The organism is Plantibacter sp. MPB07 (assembly GCF_046619465.1).
Classification (GTDB): Bacteria; Actinomycetota; Actinomycetes; order Actinomycetales; family Microbacteriaceae; genus Plantibacter; species Plantibacter auratus.
Genome location: NZ_CP177043.1, coordinates 3582122 through 3597471, shown reverse-complemented (window position 1 = coordinate 3597471; position 15350 = coordinate 3582122). Strand labels below are relative to the sequence as shown.

The window sequence follows — 15350 nt, the reverse complement described above, 5'->3', positions numbered from 1 at the left end:
AACAGTGCATGACCGACTCGACAGCCGACTGGTCGACTCGAATGTCAGTGGTCCATGTTGGACTGGAGTCATGACCGAGACCGCCACGTTCGACGACCCCGAGGTGCACGAGCGCTCGGGGTATCCGAAGCACCCGGAACACCCGAGCGATGTGTTCGCTGCTCGGATGGCGTCGTTCACCGACCGCTTCGTCGATCTCACCCGCCGCCGCGCGGCGCTCGACGCCGAGGAGGCGCAGCTGCTGGCCGAAGCCTTCTCCTACGCCGATGCGACCGCGTCAGCGCTCGTCTCCGCGAGCACCACCTCGACCGACGCCCGCGACCTCGCGCGGCGGTCGATGTGCGCGTCGCTCGCGATCGCCACGAGGATGTCCGAATCGACGCTCCAGGCGCGGGTCGGCGACGCCGAGGCCCTCGTCCACCACGCACCCACCGTGCTCGAGGCCCTCGCGCAGGGTTCCATCAGCGGCGGTCACGCCCGCGCGATCACCGACCAGCTGCGCGACGTCCCGGCAGAGGGCCGCACGGTGTTCCTCGAGCAGGTGCTGCCCGTGGCCCTCCGATCGACGACCGCACGCCTGCGTCAGCGCGCGAGGGTCGTTCGGGAGCGGCTGCACCCCGAATCGATCACCGCTCGACGCACGCGCTCGATCACCGACCGCCGTGTCGAGCTCGAAGCTGCGGCCGACGGCATGGCCTGGCTGCACTTGTTCACCACCGCCCCGCTGGCGCACGCGATCAGGAACCGCCTCGACGCCGTCGCGGTCCCGGCGCGGATCGCGGGCGACACCCGCACGCTCGCGCAGCTGCGCGCCGACGCCCTCGCGTCGCTCGCCGTGGCCGGCACGGTGAGCGACGACGTCGGTCCCATCCCGGTCGACCCGGAGACGACCGGGACGTTCACCTGGCTGCCCGGTTCCGCGCCGCTCGACGACGCAGTCAGGATCGCGGAGGAGGCGGTCGCCGCCGGGGCCGACCCCTTGCTCGCCGAGCCCGTCGGCATCGAGGCCCGCATCCGGGCCACCGTCCAGATGACCGTCCCAGCCCTGTCCACCCTCGGCGTCACCGACGAACCCGGCGTGCTCGACGGCTACGGCCCGATCGACCCCGACACCGCCGCCCGACTCGCCGTCACGGCCCCTTCCATGACCCGTATCCTCACCCAACCGGAAACGGGAGCCGTCGTGTCCGTCGGGCGCGAGCAGTACCGGGTACCGGCAGACCTGGCGCGCGCCGTCCGCCTGCGAGACACCACGTGTCGGGCTCCGGGCTGCGGACGAGCCGCCCGGAGCTGCGACCTCGACCACTCGGTCGCCTGGCAGGACGGCGGCACGACAGCTGTCGACAACCTGGCCTGTCTCTGCCGACATCATCACCGGCTGAAACACCTGCCGGGTTGGAACCTCGAGCACCACCCCGGCGGCATCCTCACCTGGACCACACCCGACGGCCGACGACACGAGACCAGACCCGAGCTCGCCGAGACGGGGTGAGTGCGAGCGCGCCCGACGCTCCCCGCACCCACGGTTACGATGGATCCCCGTGACTGACCGCCGACTCCCGCTCCACGCGCAGCTGCGCCGGCGCATGCCGCTCGTCCGACTCGGGACGGATCCCGCCGACTCGGGGACGTCGCTCCGCCGTTCGCTCGGCGTCTGGCAGCTCACGATGATCAGCGTCGGCGCGACACTCGGCACCGGCATCTTCGTCGTCCTCGGCACCGCCGTCCCGCTCGCCGGACCCGCCGTCTGGATCGCGTTCGCGGTCGCCGGGCTCGCAGCACTCCTGTCGGCCCTGTCCTACGCCGAGATGGCCGGTTCGGTACCCGTCTCCGGATCCAGCTACTCCTACGCCTACGCGACGATGGGTGAGGGCGTCGCCTGGGTGTGCGGGTGGTGTCTCGTGCTCGAGTACGGGGTCTCCGTCGCGGCGGTCGCCGTGGGCGCCGGGCAGTACGTGAACGAAGCGCTCGCGGTCTTCGGCCTGGGACTGCCGCCGGCACTCGCGAACCCGATCGGCGTCGCCGACGGCCTGATCAACCTCCCGGCCGCGGCCCTCGTCCTCCTCGCGATGCTGCTGCTCGTCCGCGGCGCGAAGGACAGCGCCTGGGCGAACACGATCATGGTGTTCGTGAAGCTCGCCGTGCTCCTCGTCTTCGTCGTCATCGCGTTCTCGGCGTTCTCCCTCGGCAACTTCGAACCGCTCGCGCCCATGGGGGTCGCCGGTATCGCGGCAGCCTCCAGCCGGCTGTTCTTCTCCTACATCGGGTTCGACGCGGCGTCGACCGCCGGCGATGAGGCGACGAACCCACGTCGCGACCTGCCGCGCGCGATCATCCTGTCGATGGTGATCGTCACCGCCGTCTACATCCTCGTCGCCATCGCCGCGATCGGTGCCCGGCCGTGGACCGAGTTCGCCGACGACGAGTCCGCGTTCGTCGGCATCCTCACCGAGATCACCGGACAGCCGATCGTCGCCCTGTTCTTCTCCATCGGCGCGGTCATCGCCATCGCGAGCGTGGTGCTCACCGTCTACTACGGGCAGACGCGCATCCTGTACCGGATGGCGCAGGACGGCATGGTGCCGCGGGTGTTCTCGCGCGTCGGTCGCCGCAGCGGGACACCCGTCGCCGGGACCGTCATCGTCGGAGCGGTCGTCGCCGTGGTCGCCGCCCTCATCCCGCTCGGCGAGCTCGCCGACGCCACGAGCATCGGCACGCTGTTCGCGTTCGCCCTCGTGAACCTGTCGGTCATCCTGCTGCGTCGCCTGCGTCCCGATCTCGACCGCAGCTACTCCGTCCCGCTGTTCCCGGTGGTCCCGGCGCTCGGCATCGTCATGTGCCTCGGGCTGATGGTGTCGCTCGGCGGGACGACCTGGATCGTGTTCCTCATCTGGATGCTCGTCGGAGCGACGCTCTACCTCGGGTACGGGCGTCGGCACTCGACGGTCGGCGCGCTCAGCGATGCGGAGTACGCCGAGGCGATCGCAGCGGAGGACACCTCCCGCGGGTAGTGCGCTGCGCCCAGATGACGCCCTGTTACGAGCGAGGCCGATTGCCAGGCGACGTCCGGGACTCGTGATGCAGGATCGTGCGTATGACCCGACAGATCCGCTTCAACGCCTTCGACATGAACTGCGTCGCCCACCAGGCATCGGGCATGTGGCGTCACCCCGACGACCGCTCGAGCACCTACAAGGACCTCTCCTACTGGACGGACCTGGCGCAGCTGCTCGAGCGCGGCAACTTCGACGGCATCTTCATCGCCGACGTCCTCGGCACCTACGACGTCTACGGCGACAGCAACGAGGCCGCGATCCGCAACGGCGCGCAGGTGCCCGTGAACGACCCGATCCTGCTCGTCTCGGCAATGGCCGCGGTGACGAAGCACCTCGGCTTCGGCGTCACGGCCGGCACCGCGTACGAGCACCCGTACCCGTTCGCGCGGCGCATGTCGACGCTCGACCACCTGACCAAGGGGCGGGTCGGCTGGAACGTCGTCACCGGCTACCTGCCGAGTGCGGCGCGCAACATGGGGCACGACGACCAGCTCGAGCACGACGAGCGGTACGACGTCGCCGACGAGTACCTCGAGGTCCTGTACAAGCTGTGGGAGGGCTCGTGGGAGGACGACGCCGTCGTGCGCGACCGCGAGACGGGTGTGTTCACCGACCCGACGAAGGTCCACGAGATCGGGCACTTCGGCAAGCACTACACGGTGCCCGGCATCCACCTGTCCGAGCCGTCCACGCAGCGGACGCCGGTCATCTACCAGGCCGGTGCGTCGCCGCGCGGCATCCAGTTCGCCGCTGGCAACGCGGAGGCGATCTTCGTCGGTGCGTCGACGAAGGCCGGGTTGAAGGCGACGGTCGGCCGCATCCGCGACGCCCTCGAGGCCGCCGGTCGTGACCGGTACTCGGCGAAGATCTACACGCTGCTCACGATCATCACCGACGAGACGAGCGAGCAAGCCCAGGCGAAGCACGAGGACTACCTGCAGTACGCGTCGCAGGAGGGTGCGCTCGTGTTCATGTCGGGCTGGATGGGCATCGACCTGTCGCAGTACGACCCGGAGGAGCCGATCGGCAACGTCAAGAGCAACGCCATCCAGTCGGCGGTCGCCAACTACCAGGCGGCCAACGAGGAGGGTGGCGAGTTCAAGGTGAAGGACATCGCGCGCATGGGGGCGATCGGTGGGCTCGGTCCGCGGATCGTCGGCAGTGCATCGGAGATCGCCGACACCCTGCAGGAGTGGGTGGAGGAGACCGACGTCGACGGCTTCAACCTCGCCTACGCGATCACGCCGGGCACCTTCGAGGACATCGTCGAGTTCGTCATCCCCGAGCTGCGTCGTCGCGGTGCCTACCCCGAGGAGTACGTCGAGGGCAGCCTCCGCCACAAGCTCCACGGCCGTGGCGACCGTCTCCCCGACGAGCACACCGGGGCCCGCTACCGCTACGCGAAGTAGGTCCGGCCTGCTCGGTCCCTGAGCCTGTCGAGGGCACCGGTCCCTGAGCCTGTCGAAGGGCACCACGCACCCACCGACTGCGACCCGCTCCCCCAACCATCCCGGCCCCTGAGCACCAACCACCTCGATCCCTGAGCCCGTCGAAGGGCACCACGCACCCAACCGACCGCGACCCGCTCCCCCAACCACCCGGTCCCTGAGCCTGTCGAAGGGCACCACGCACCCAACCGACCGTGACCCGCTCCCCCAACCATCCCGGTCCCTGAGCCTGTCGAAGGGCACCACGCACCCAACCGACAGCGACCCGCTCCCCCAGCCCCCTCGCTCCCTGAGCCCGTCGAAGGGCACAACGCACCCAACCGACCGCGACCCGGCCCCCAGCCACCTCGGTCCCTGAGCTTGTCGAAGGGCAGCACGAGTACACCCCGCCCTTCGACGCGCTCAGGCACCGAGCGTCGCCCGATCAGCGCGCCCCGAGCCACTCCCGCACAGCCGCTTCGAACGCCTCCGGCGCGACATTCCACTCCAAGCCGTGCGGCGCAGCGGCGACCTCGACAAGCTCGAACGTGGGTGAACGGTGAGCGACGGCCCGCGTGAGTTCCACGGGGATCGTCGTGTCGCCGGGCGAGTGGATCGCGAGCGTCGGCAGGCCGTCGATCGGCCCGGCGGACAGCGCGCGGACCGGAACCGCGCCGCGCACCCCGGCGGATCGTGCCAGCACCGGCGTCGAGAGCACGGCGAGCGCCGAGTGCACGAGCACCCGCGGCACCCCGGCGACCGCGGCAGCGTGCAGCACCGTCTCGCTGAGGCCGAGCATCGGCGAGATGAGGATCGCGCCCTGCACCACCTCGGGTCGCTCGCGTGCAGCCGCGAGGCTCAGGGCGGCGCCGTAGGACCACCCGGAGACGATGACCCGTCGCGCACCGAGCGCCACGGCGTCGTCGATGGCCGCGATGACGCGGTCGACGTCCGTGGCGTCAGCCCCGGAGCGACGCTCGGCGAACGCGGACCCGAGGCAGGTGACGAGCGACGGCAGTCCCGCGCGCTGCACGGCCTGCACGGAGCGGAGAGTCGCGAGCGGCGAGGCCCCGAGTCCGTGGGTGTGCACGACCCAGGTGCCGTCGCGGGCCTCGCTGTCATCGCCGTCGAATCGCCACGCCCCTGACCGCGTCCTCGGCACGCGCTCCTCGTCCACCCCGAGTTCCGCGGGTGTCACGGCCGCGCCGGTGAACCGCGCACGGGTCGCCCCTGCGGGAACGCGGCCGCTGACCACACTCCGCATCACCGAACCGTCCGTCGTCTCGCGGCCGATCACTGGTCCGACGATGACCCGTGAGCCGTCGTCGAACTCGAGCCCGTATCGTCCCGGCAGCGCGGTGGCAGCGTTCCGTTCGAGCCGCACGGTCATCGGCGACGAGGTCGGCAGCACGTCGCTGTAGTGCACGCGTCCTGCTCCGATGACGCGCCGGGCGACCATGGCACTCGCGACCCCGAATCCCGCGACCGCAACAGTGGCAAGGCCGGCCACGACGATACCCGCGCTGCGCTTCACGTCACACCCTCGATCCCGTCCCGCTCGGGGAACGGTGAACCAGCCTAGCTCCGGGCACCCGGCTCACCGAGCCGACCCCGGTCGCTGAGCTATCCCTGGTCCCTGAGCCAGCACCAGCACCAGCCCCGGTCCCTGAGCCAGCACCAGCACCGGTCCCTGAGCTTGTCGAAGGGCACACGACCACACCCCGCCCTTCGACAAGCTCAGGGACCGAACGAAGGCCACCTCTTCATGTACGATTACTCAGGACGCTCCGGCGCCACGCGGATGTAGTTCAATGGTAGAACTTCAGCTTCCCAAGCTGATAGCGCGGGTTCGATTCCCGTCATCCGCTCCAAATATCTGGTCAGCGGCGATTTTTTCACGACCATGGGGCCATCTTCGAACTGCCGCGTGAGCAAACGCCATTCTCAAGCCGATGCTTGCGATATGTACTCTCATCAGGTTATTCACACTCTGCTGAACGGTTCTCTTGACCGTGAGTCACCCGTTACTCACCGTAAACTCGCGACTCGTGTCCGCCGCAATGCTGGCTACCTCTCGAAGTGTGACGCCGAGGAGTGATCGGCCGCCCGCGGAGCGACCGTGCGGAAGTGCTGGTACTCATGCCTCCCCAGCTGTCCACGCAGCGGACGCATCGGCCATTCGGGCGACGATGGTTCGACATCGCGACCGGCGTGATGACGTTGAGGCTGTTCCGTTGGTCGGTCAGTTGCGGGTGGTTGCGCGGTGTTCTGCTTGGGTGCGCGCACGCGGTGACCGGGTGGACGTCGGTGGCCGGGCGCCCAGCACTGCTCGGCATCTCGTACCAGTGCCGGAGTGAACGAGTTGCTTCCCCCAGCCGCAGTGGCGGCGTCAGCAGGCAGACGAACTGCGAGCAGATCCGTGAGGTTCGCAACGAACAGGCTGCCCACCCTCGCAGCGCCCAGGCTGGCACCGATCTGTCGAAAGTCCTTGTTCGCCGCGTCATGAAGGCGTCGTGCGCACGTCGATGCGTTTGACCAGCCACGGGACGTGGTGGTAACTGACCATGCGGTGGAGGAGTCCCATGAGGCGCGTGAGCGATGCGAAGTATCGATGGCTGAACGCAACGACGTTCCGCAGCGGCCCGACCGAATGATGGTCGATGAGGACTCGATCGAATCAGACCGACGAATCCGACCCCGCTCGGCGGCGCTCGAGCGTGCGGTCGCGCAACGAGATGCGTCTCCGACCGGGTTCACGAGATACAGTACTGAAGCCCTCTTCGTCAGAGAAGACCCCCGCCGAACCGCGGACAGCGAAGGTGGCAGGAACTGGTATCCGTTCGGAACAGATTGGCGTCGCGACGGAGACGACGACAATCGCGGCAAGGGCACTTGGACGCTTTGGTGGCTCGCGACGACACAGGAAACCGTATTGGAGCGACGAGCACCACGATGGGAACTATGGCTGCTCGGAACAGCGATCGCTTCGTTCGACCAGGCGCAAACGGTGCTTCATTCCATTGAGCCGCTCAGACCTGAGCCCAACAGCGTAGCCGTTGTGCTGGACGTCTATCGAGCTGTCGACGGACTCAATCCGAAAGCGCGTTGATGGCTCTGGCCGAACGGCCGTCCGTCAGCAGGATGACAGCTCCTGACCGCCTCGCGGCCATGCTCCAGGCCGAGCCGCAGCGGCTTCGACGTCGCAGCATCTCGTTGGGTGTCCCGGTCTCGGACGCCGACGACGCAGCCCAGAACGCCGCACTCCGCGCCTGGCGTTCGGTCGATGCGCTGCGTTCCAGTGACAGCGGATCGGTGTGCTCGTGGTTGGACACGATCGTCCGCACGACCGCGATCGACATGCACCGGGCCCGGAAGGATGACCTCGGCGAGGTGCTCTGCGATCGGCTGGAGTCGGGTCAGGACGTCGCCCGGGAGGTGGAACTGCAGGAGCAGCTGACCGCTGCCTTTCAAGCGATCGCCGCTCTCCCCCCGCCCCTTCGTGAGCCATTGCTCCTGTTCGTCATCGACGGCAGGTCCACGGGTGACATCGCGGAGGAGCTCGGCCTCTCCGCGGCAACCGTCCGGCAGCGGATCGCGCGGGCCCGACGGGCACTCCGCGGCTGATCCGGCGGTCTTGTCACATTCTTCGACGGCTCCCGTCTTTCTCGATGAACCCGCTTCCGCGGGCGTCATCTCGAAAGGAACCAGCCATGTCGTACCCCCGGGTCGAATCACTTGACCAACTCAACCTCGCGTTTGCCGAGCGCTTCAACGCACAGGACGTCGACGCCCTGCTGGCGCTGAACGTGCCCGACGCCGTCTTCGTACCGGCGCCCGGACAGCCGGTGCAGGGCGAAGAGGCCGTCCGCGGTGCCTTCGGCCAGTTCCTCGGCCTCAACCTGCCCATCAGCATGAACGTCCGTCGCGTGTTCCAGAGCGGCACCACCGGCCTCGCGGTCGCCGATTGGACGATCGAGGGCGTCAGCCCCGACGGCTCCGACGTCGAGCTCGCCGGTACCACCTCCGATGTCGCCGTGTACGACGAGGAGCACGGATGGCGATACGTCATCGACAACCCCTTCGGAACCGCCTGACGCACGACCCCGATGCCGCGGCGATCGCCAATCGTCGCGGCATCGGGGGCTCGGTGCTTCGTGTTCTCCTGCCGCCTTCGGCAGCCCGCCCTCCGTGGTGGGGCGGGCTGCGCCCTGAACCGAGCTTGACGTGCTCTTGTGGCTAGACGCGCCTCCGTCGGCGTCCGACGACGAACCACGTTCCGAAGGCAAGGAGCAGTACCGCGATCGCGACTGATGATCCGATCGCCAGGCCCGTAGAAGCGAGGTCGCCGGACTGGTTGATCGAAGGTGCGCCTTCCTTGATTCGAAGAGGGTTCGTGACCGTGATCGGGGTGGCAGAGCCGGCCCCGATGGTCACGGCTTGGGCACTGACTTCGGGAGCGTTCCAGGTGAAGCCCGCGGGTGCTGCGGTGACGGATGATTCCTGGACGGAGCACTGAGCTCCATCGGGGATGTTCGCGATCACAGCAGATCCGGTCGTTCCTTCAGTGATGCTGATGACTGCCGCGTAGGTTCCGTCGTCGCCACAGAAGGCGGTGAGACCGAAGGCGCCGGTCGTGCCGGTCGTCGGTCCGCCTGCGATGTTCTTCGTCAGTGCCAACGATCCGCTGGGAACTGATGGGTCCGCCTGCAGGGTGTTCGTGACGGTGATCGGGACGATTTGGCCGGCGCTGAGCGCGCCGGTCGACGTCGGAGAGATCTCTGGTTGTGGGCTCCAGGTGTAACCGGGGGGAGCCGTTGTCGGTGCCGACTCAACGACCGCGCAGGCAGCGCCTGCTGGTTCATCGATCGGTGAGGTCGACGCGCTCAACTGTCCCTCTGGGACCGTGACGGTCCAGTCCTGCGTCACGTCGACGCCGCCGTCAGGGTCGGTGCAGATGATCTGCCCAGAGAACACTTGGTCGGATTGCATACCGGCTCGTGATGATCCAGCGATGTTCTTCGTGATGATCAGAGAGGCTGACGTCGCCGGTAGCGGCGCGAGGGTGTTCGTGACCGTGACGGAGACCGGGGTTGTCGGGCCGAGCTGGGCGATGACCGCTGGTGTGATGGTCGGCGACCCGACCCATGCATATCCGGCTGGTGTGCCTCTCGGCGTATCCTCCTGGATCGAACAGGACTCCCCGTCGAAGAACTGGATGGGTGAGGCCGCAGCACTGTCGCTTCCGGCCGGGACGGTTACCGACCATCGTGTTGATCCTTGCGTGGCGCAAGTGATCGACCCGGTGAATGTTTCTGGCGCGGGAAGACCTTCTGCCGGGAGTCCTGCGATTCGCTTCGTCACGGTGATCGAGGACGTCGTGTTGAAGATCTGCAGGTTGACCTTGCTGGAGTCGGTTGCCGGGTTGGGATCGAAGTAGACGCTGGTCGCGCTCGGAGTGGCAGAGGCCGTGTTGGCATATGTCCCCTGAACGACCCCAGCAGTCCCGGTGATGACGATGGTCACACCATCACCAGCGGCGAGATCCATGACCGCGCTGACTGTGTTCGTTGCCGCGTCGAACGTCGCGGTCGGGCAGACTGGCGAACCGGCAAGCGGGGCACAGGCCACCGACGAGTAGAGGAAGTTCGTCGGAAGGGGGTCGGAGAAGGTGATGGAATCGGCCGACGCGGCTCCTGCGTTGGAGACACTCACGGCGTAGGTGACCGTCTGTCCGGCTTGCACGCTCGCTGGGGAAACGGATTTGTTCACGGTGATCTCGGCGCAGATCACAGGGGTGAACAGATCAACGGTCTGGTTCGACGTGTTCGTATCGATGGTGTTCGCTGGCGCACCGATCCGGGCGAAGTTGTACATGTCGGACCTGCCACTGCTACTGCACGCGCCGGTTGCCGCCTTCCCAAACGTGACCTCATACGTGATGGTCACGCTGGAATTGCCCGGGAACGTTGGCAGCACCGTTTGCAGGACCGTTGAGTTGTTTCCTGCGTTGACGCGATCTGTGAGTTGCGGACAGACCGCGCCGCCGGTGGTCGTGCAACCGGTGAAATGAACGCTCGTTCCGTTGAACGCGGAGCCCGCATTGGTGCGGTTGAGCTGGTCCACGATGGTGGCACCATCGGCTGAACCAGACTCGTTGTTGCTGAAGGTGAGTGTGTAGGTCGCGGTGTCGCCGGGCGAGATGGTCGCCAGGTCGACGGATTTCGTAGCAGTGGTGTCCACGCGGGGGCAGTTGGTGACGTTGGCCGGTGTGAACAGATCGAAGGTCTGATTGGCGGCGTTCGTGTCGATCACGTTCCCGGGCGGATTGACGCGGGCGCTGTTGTACACGAGCGGGTTGCTGGAAGCTGAGCATCCGCTTCCCCGGTCGAAGGTGACCTTGTACGTGATCGTGACAGTCGAGTTACCGGGGAAGGTCGGGATCGACGTCTGGAGCACCACGGCGCTGTTCGTGGGGCTGTCGCTATCCGTCAACGTCGGGCACACAGCACCGCCGCTCGTCGTGCAGCCGAGGAACCGGATGTGCATGCTCGAGAACTCACTGCCCGCACTGACCGCACTGAGCCGGTCGTAGATGGTGGCACCATCGGCTGAACCAGACTCGTTGTTGCTGAAGGTGAGTGTGTAGGTCGCGGTGTCGCCGGGCGAGATGGTCGCCAGGTCGACGGATTTCGTAGCAGTGGTGTCCACGCGGGGGCAGTTGGTGACGTTGGCCGGTGTGAACAGATCGAAGGTCTGATTGGCGGCGTTCGTGTCGATCACGTTCCCGGGCGGATTGACGCGGGCGCTGTTGTACACGAGCGGGTTGCTGGAAGCTGAGCATCCGCTTCCCCGGTCGAAGGTGACCTTGTACGTGATCGTGACAGTCGAGTTACCGGGGAAGGTCGGGATCGACGTCTGGAGCACCACGGCGCTGTTCGTGGGGCTGTCGCTATCCGTCAACGTCGGGCACACAGCACCGCCGCTCGTCGTGCAGCCGAGGAACCGGATGTGCATGCTCGAGAACTCACTGCCCGCACTGACCGCGCTGAGCCGGTCGTAGATGGCTGCACCATCGGCGCTGGACGGACCCGCATTGCTGTACGTCAGCGTGTACGTAGCGGAATCCCCCGGGGTGATGCTCGGCAAGTCGACAGACTTGGTGACTGCGGTGTCCACCCGGACGGTCAGTGCGGTCGACACGTCGCTGCTGTTGGTCGACGGATCCGGATCGGTCGTGCCGGCTGGCGGTGCAACTGTTGCCGTAGCTGTCACCGAAGGTGTGCCCACGGCGTAGTTGCCGCTGACCGTGATGAAGACCGTTCCGAGATGCGGAAGGACTGGCAGAGCGCCATCAACGGCCGAGTCCGTTGTCGAGGTGATGGTCGCGCAACTCGCTCCGTTCGTAGCGTTCGTGCACGTTGCGGTGACGTTGGTCGACCCCGCCGGGGCAGCGAATGAGAATGTCGAGCCATCTGCGTCGGGCAGGCTGTTGTTGGTCAGCTGGATGGTATAGGTGAACGCCGATCCTCCTGAGCTGCTGGTGGGGCCCGCCAGAATGACCTGGAGATCAATGGAAGCTCCGGGCGCGGGCTCAGCAACCGCCGCGGGAGCAGCTGGCTCTGCGGACGGGTCGTTGACCGACGAAGCTGGCGGCTGAGCTTGCGCCGACGTGGTGCCGCCCAGGACGAAAGAGCTCGCCGCGAGGGCGATCGCTACGACAAGCGCTACCCGGCGCGTCAGACCTCTCGTTTCGTTCGAGTCGATCAGTGTTCGGAAAGTCATCGGGCTCTCTTTCAGTTGTTCTGAGGTTGGGACTCACCTGTGCAGGTGAAACCGGGGTCACGGCTGGTCAGAACGTCGTCATTTCTCGCAAGCGGTGCACGAGGTGCCAGCAAGATCCCAGAACCCACGGTCGAAAGTGATCAGATGACAGTTCTTCCCGAGTGCTCTCTCCTGCAATGACGCTGAGCGAGCTCATCTGTGACGCCGAGGAGGCATAGTTCCGACAAGACCCACAAGTACCGCGGTGCTCGCCCGGACGAGGCAGCGCCCGGTGCAAGCGGACTCGCGCACAACGCCCGCCGAACGGTCCCGACCATGAGCCTCCGGGCCTGGGTGATGGAGAAGCTCACCGACGAATGCTCTACGCCCCGGGGAGATGGAGCGGAATGCCAGGTTGCCGTTGATCTCGCACTCAAGAACACGGTCAGCGCGAGCGCGAGCAGGACAATGCGAGTCGCTTCAGCTGATATCAGGCCCAGCCGAGTTCGCGCGCGATCGCGACTGCCTCGTCCCTTCGCGTCACGCCGAGCTTGCGATAGATGTTCTTCAGGTGCGTCTTCACCGTGTTGAGGCTGATGAACAGCGACGCGGCGATGGCCACAGCAGAGTCGCCCTGTTCGAGTTGCACGAGGATCTGCCGCTCTCGCTCAGAGAGCGTGACGATCGGGCCCAGACTTTCGGAAACCGGCATCTTCCCCAGCCGGTCTGCGATCTCAGGAGGCAGCCCGAGCGAGGGGATCTCGGAAGTCGGGATGACGTTCAATGAGCGCAGCTGTTCTCCCTGGATCGCAGCCGATACGACGCTTCGCAGTTCACGCTCAGACGCGTCTCCCAGGGCGTGGAGCAGCAAGGAAGCCATGATCGACCAACGCGAATGACTTGATGACCCTCTCTGCACCGACCGGGCCAGTTTCACGGAGGCAGCTCGGTCGCCGTTCGAGGCGTTCGCGAACGCATGGGCCAGGGCTGTCGCGGCCGTCGACGTACCGATCCCGAGTCGTTGGAGATCGGTACTCGCTCTCCCCCGCTGCGATTGCAGTTGACGGGCGAGCACGATGACGATCGCCAGGCAATCCGCATTCGTACCACGCGAGTACAGGGCCGTGGGCAGTCCGGCGATCTCTTCCTCCATGGTCCGGATGATCTGGTCACCCTCCTCGGGCCGGGCCAGAGAAGCGCGAACCAACAGGATCTCCGCCCAGCACTCCGTGCCTGAATCCGGAGCAACCTGTTCCAGGAAGGCTCGGGCGGCATCGAAGTCCAACGCATCAACCGCGAGCAGGGCACGTGTGAGCATCTCCCCGATACGGAGCGGAACGGGCAGCGGCAGCCGCGTGTCCGTCCTCAGGAGCCACCGTTCGGCGAGCAATCGTCGGCCGGCCAGCGCATGGATCCAGGCGATCCAGCTCGCCGCCAGAGCAGCCGCGTGATCGTCGTCGACCACGCGTCCGAGATCGTAGGCCTCAGTGAAGGTTGTGAGGGCAAGCCGCTCGTCGCCGGCGAGCTCGAAGCTCCGAGCCAACTGGATCAGCAGATGCGGGAGCACATACTTCATGAGCACCCGTTCCTCGTCCGCGGCGGTATGCAACAGATCCGTCGCCCGCTGAGCAGCTTCGACGGCAGCGTCGAAATCACCGACTGCCCGCCGTCCAGCCGAGCGGCTGGTCAGTTCAGACACCCTGTCGAGCAGGCTCCGTTCAACACGCGGACGAGAGACCACATCACGGTAGGTCGTCGGCGCACTGACACCCCCGGCGACCAACCCGACGTATGCGGCAGCAGTCGCCCATTGCGGTTGATCCTGTCGAATCCGATCAGGAGCTCCAGACAGCGCCTCCTCCAACAACGGCAAGTCCTGGGCAAGCAGGATCGACCAATGAGCGTTGATGACCTCCGCGACCACATCCCAGTCCTGTCCAACCAGCGCAGCCCGGAGCGCGGAACCCGCCTCCGACGACGAGACGGACTCATCTCGAGTCATCAGAGGCCCTTCCTGATACGTGATCCCCCACGCCAGCTAACCACCATGACGCTCACAATGGTCTGCCAGTCGTGGGATGAGGAGAAGAGAGGACCCTGCGTTGTACATGTGGGCCTCCTCAGCCGTCGTGCTTGCCTGAGCCGATGCTCCTGCTGGCTGCGTAGACAACCTTGACCGGTAACCATGACGTGAGAACTGAAAGATCGTCACCGAGATGGCCGCTCCAGCTCGTTCTGCGCGTCGGGGGTGGGCGAGCTCGTCGAGCGTGTTCGCGAGGTGACAGCGGACAGCACGTTCGCCCCCGCTGAGCGCGAAGACTGCTCCGAGATCTACGTCAGGACGCCGGTTCGGCCCCTTCATGCCGGGCCAGACTGCTGCCGTCCGAGCCGTGAAACGCGATGAGCGCGGCGACGATGGCTTCGGCAGGTGCCATCGGGGAGGAGGTCAACGCGCGCAGGATCGTCAGGGCTCGCGGGTCGTCGACAACGAGATGCATCCGGTCGGCGCGCACAGCTTCGCTCCAGTCTCGGCGCCTGATGGAACTCTTCCACTGCGCCGCGATCCAGTCTCGGTTCATCTCGACGTCGATGTTCCAACCGTTCGGGGTCTTTTCACCGGCGAGTGCGCCACGGCGGAGACGGCCGTGGACGACCGCCCGGGGAATCGCGAGGACCGCGGCGAGCTCGGTCACGCCGATGGGATCGGGCAGGTCGTCGAGGAAGTCCTGAACGAGGGCCGTATCCAGATGTTGACGCTCACGACTCACTTCGGAAAGATCCGGCCGCTTGAGTCTGCTCGGAGCGCCCTGTCGCACGCGCGTTTCAGTCCGAGTGGCTCCGTTCGAGTTCGAAGTCTGTTGTGGCGGTCGGGGCTGTGACGACATGGCGAACCTTCTTCCGGTGAGTGATCCGCTCCTGCAGACGCGATTCCTCGTCACTCATGACGCGGTGCGTCGCCTGACTCGTCGTCAACCCGTCCTCAGCCGACGGAGACCCCTGACGGTCGGGCACTCGGCTGTGCTGATGAGCAGAACCGCGGTTTGACTCCGCGCATTCGCTCCAGGGTGATTCAGGGGGTGATATCCGCCGCGAAGGGCCTGGCTGG

The 15350-nt window shown here is 66.5% G+C and carries 10 protein-coding genes and 1 tRNA gene; 7 read left to right on the top strand and 4 right to left on the bottom strand.

Annotated elements, in window-relative coordinates; all coding sequences use genetic code 11:
* Window positions 1-70: 70 nt before the first annotated feature.
* From ACLIME_RS16740 to ACLIME_RS16730, 3 genes are all read left to right on the top strand, one after another.
* A complete protein-coding gene (locus ACLIME_RS16740) occupies window positions 71-1492 on the top strand; it encodes a DUF222 domain-containing protein (protein WP_411557640.1) in 1422 nt (473 codons plus the stop codon).
* Window positions 1493-1586: 94 nt separating this feature from the next.
* Complete coding sequence (locus ACLIME_RS16735; RefSeq protein ID WP_411558804.1) at window positions 1587-3011, top strand: APC family permease; 1425 nt, start codon at window positions 1587-1589, stop codon at window positions 3009-3011.
* Window positions 3012-3094: 83 nt separating this feature from the next.
* Entirely contained in the window at window positions 3095-4465 is a 1371-nt protein-coding gene (locus ACLIME_RS16730; RefSeq protein WP_411557639.1) for an LLM class flavin-dependent oxidoreductase, read from the top strand.
* Between the two features lie 463 nt (window positions 4466-4928).
* On the opposite strand, the gene ACLIME_RS16725 is transcribed toward ACLIME_RS16730, so the two are convergent.
* Window positions 4929-6017: an alpha/beta fold hydrolase gene (locus tag ACLIME_RS16725; protein ID WP_411557638.1), complete on the bottom strand. Its 1089-nt coding sequence runs from the start codon at window positions 6015-6017 to the stop codon at window positions 4929-4931.
* A gap of 263 nt (window positions 6018-6280) precedes the next feature.
* Here ACLIME_RS16725 and ACLIME_RS16720 point away from each other — a divergent pair.
* The 4 genes from ACLIME_RS16720 to ACLIME_RS16705 all read left to right on the top strand — a co-directional run bounded on the left by ACLIME_RS16720 (window position 6281) and on the right by ACLIME_RS16705 (window position 8577).
* Window positions 6281-6354 (top strand) — tRNA-Gly (locus tag ACLIME_RS16720).
* Window positions 6355-7094: 740 nt separating this feature from the next.
* On the top strand, window positions 7095-7592 hold the full coding sequence (locus tag ACLIME_RS16715; protein WP_411557637.1) for a hypothetical protein: 498 nt from the start codon (window positions 7095-7097) through the stop codon (window positions 7590-7592).
* A 32-nt stretch (window positions 7593-7624) separates the two neighbouring features.
* The gene (locus ACLIME_RS16710) at window positions 7625-8107 is read left to right on the top strand and encodes an RNA polymerase sigma factor (protein WP_411557636.1); all 483 of its coding nucleotides are present in this window, start codon (window positions 7625-7627) and stop codon (window positions 8105-8107) included.
* An 86-nt stretch (window positions 8108-8193) separates the two neighbouring features.
* Entirely contained in the window at window positions 8194-8577 is a 384-nt protein-coding gene (locus ACLIME_RS16705) for a YybH family protein (RefSeq protein WP_411557635.1), read from the top strand.
* 142 nt (window positions 8578-8719) lie between these two features.
* Here the strand turns inward: ACLIME_RS16705 and ACLIME_RS16700 are convergent, their stop codons facing one another.
* The 3 genes from ACLIME_RS16700 to ACLIME_RS16690 all read right to left on the bottom strand — a co-directional run bounded on the left by ACLIME_RS16700 (window position 8720) and on the right by ACLIME_RS16690 (window position 15012).
* Window positions 8720-12265 (bottom strand): DUF5979 domain-containing protein, encoded by a 3546-nt coding sequence (locus tag ACLIME_RS16700; RefSeq protein WP_411557634.1) that lies wholly within the window; start codon window positions 12263-12265, stop codon window positions 8720-8722.
* Window positions 12266-12734: 469 nt separating this feature from the next.
* Entirely contained in the window at window positions 12735-14246 is a 1512-nt protein-coding gene (locus ACLIME_RS16695; RefSeq protein ID WP_411557633.1) for a helix-turn-helix domain-containing protein, read from the bottom strand.
* Window positions 14247-14580: 334 nt separating this feature from the next.
* The gene (locus ACLIME_RS16690; protein WP_411557632.1) at window positions 14581-15012 is read right to left on the bottom strand and encodes a hypothetical protein; all 432 of its coding nucleotides are present in this window, start codon (window positions 15010-15012) and stop codon (window positions 14581-14583) included.
* Between the last annotated feature and the right edge of the window lie 338 nt (window positions 15013-15350).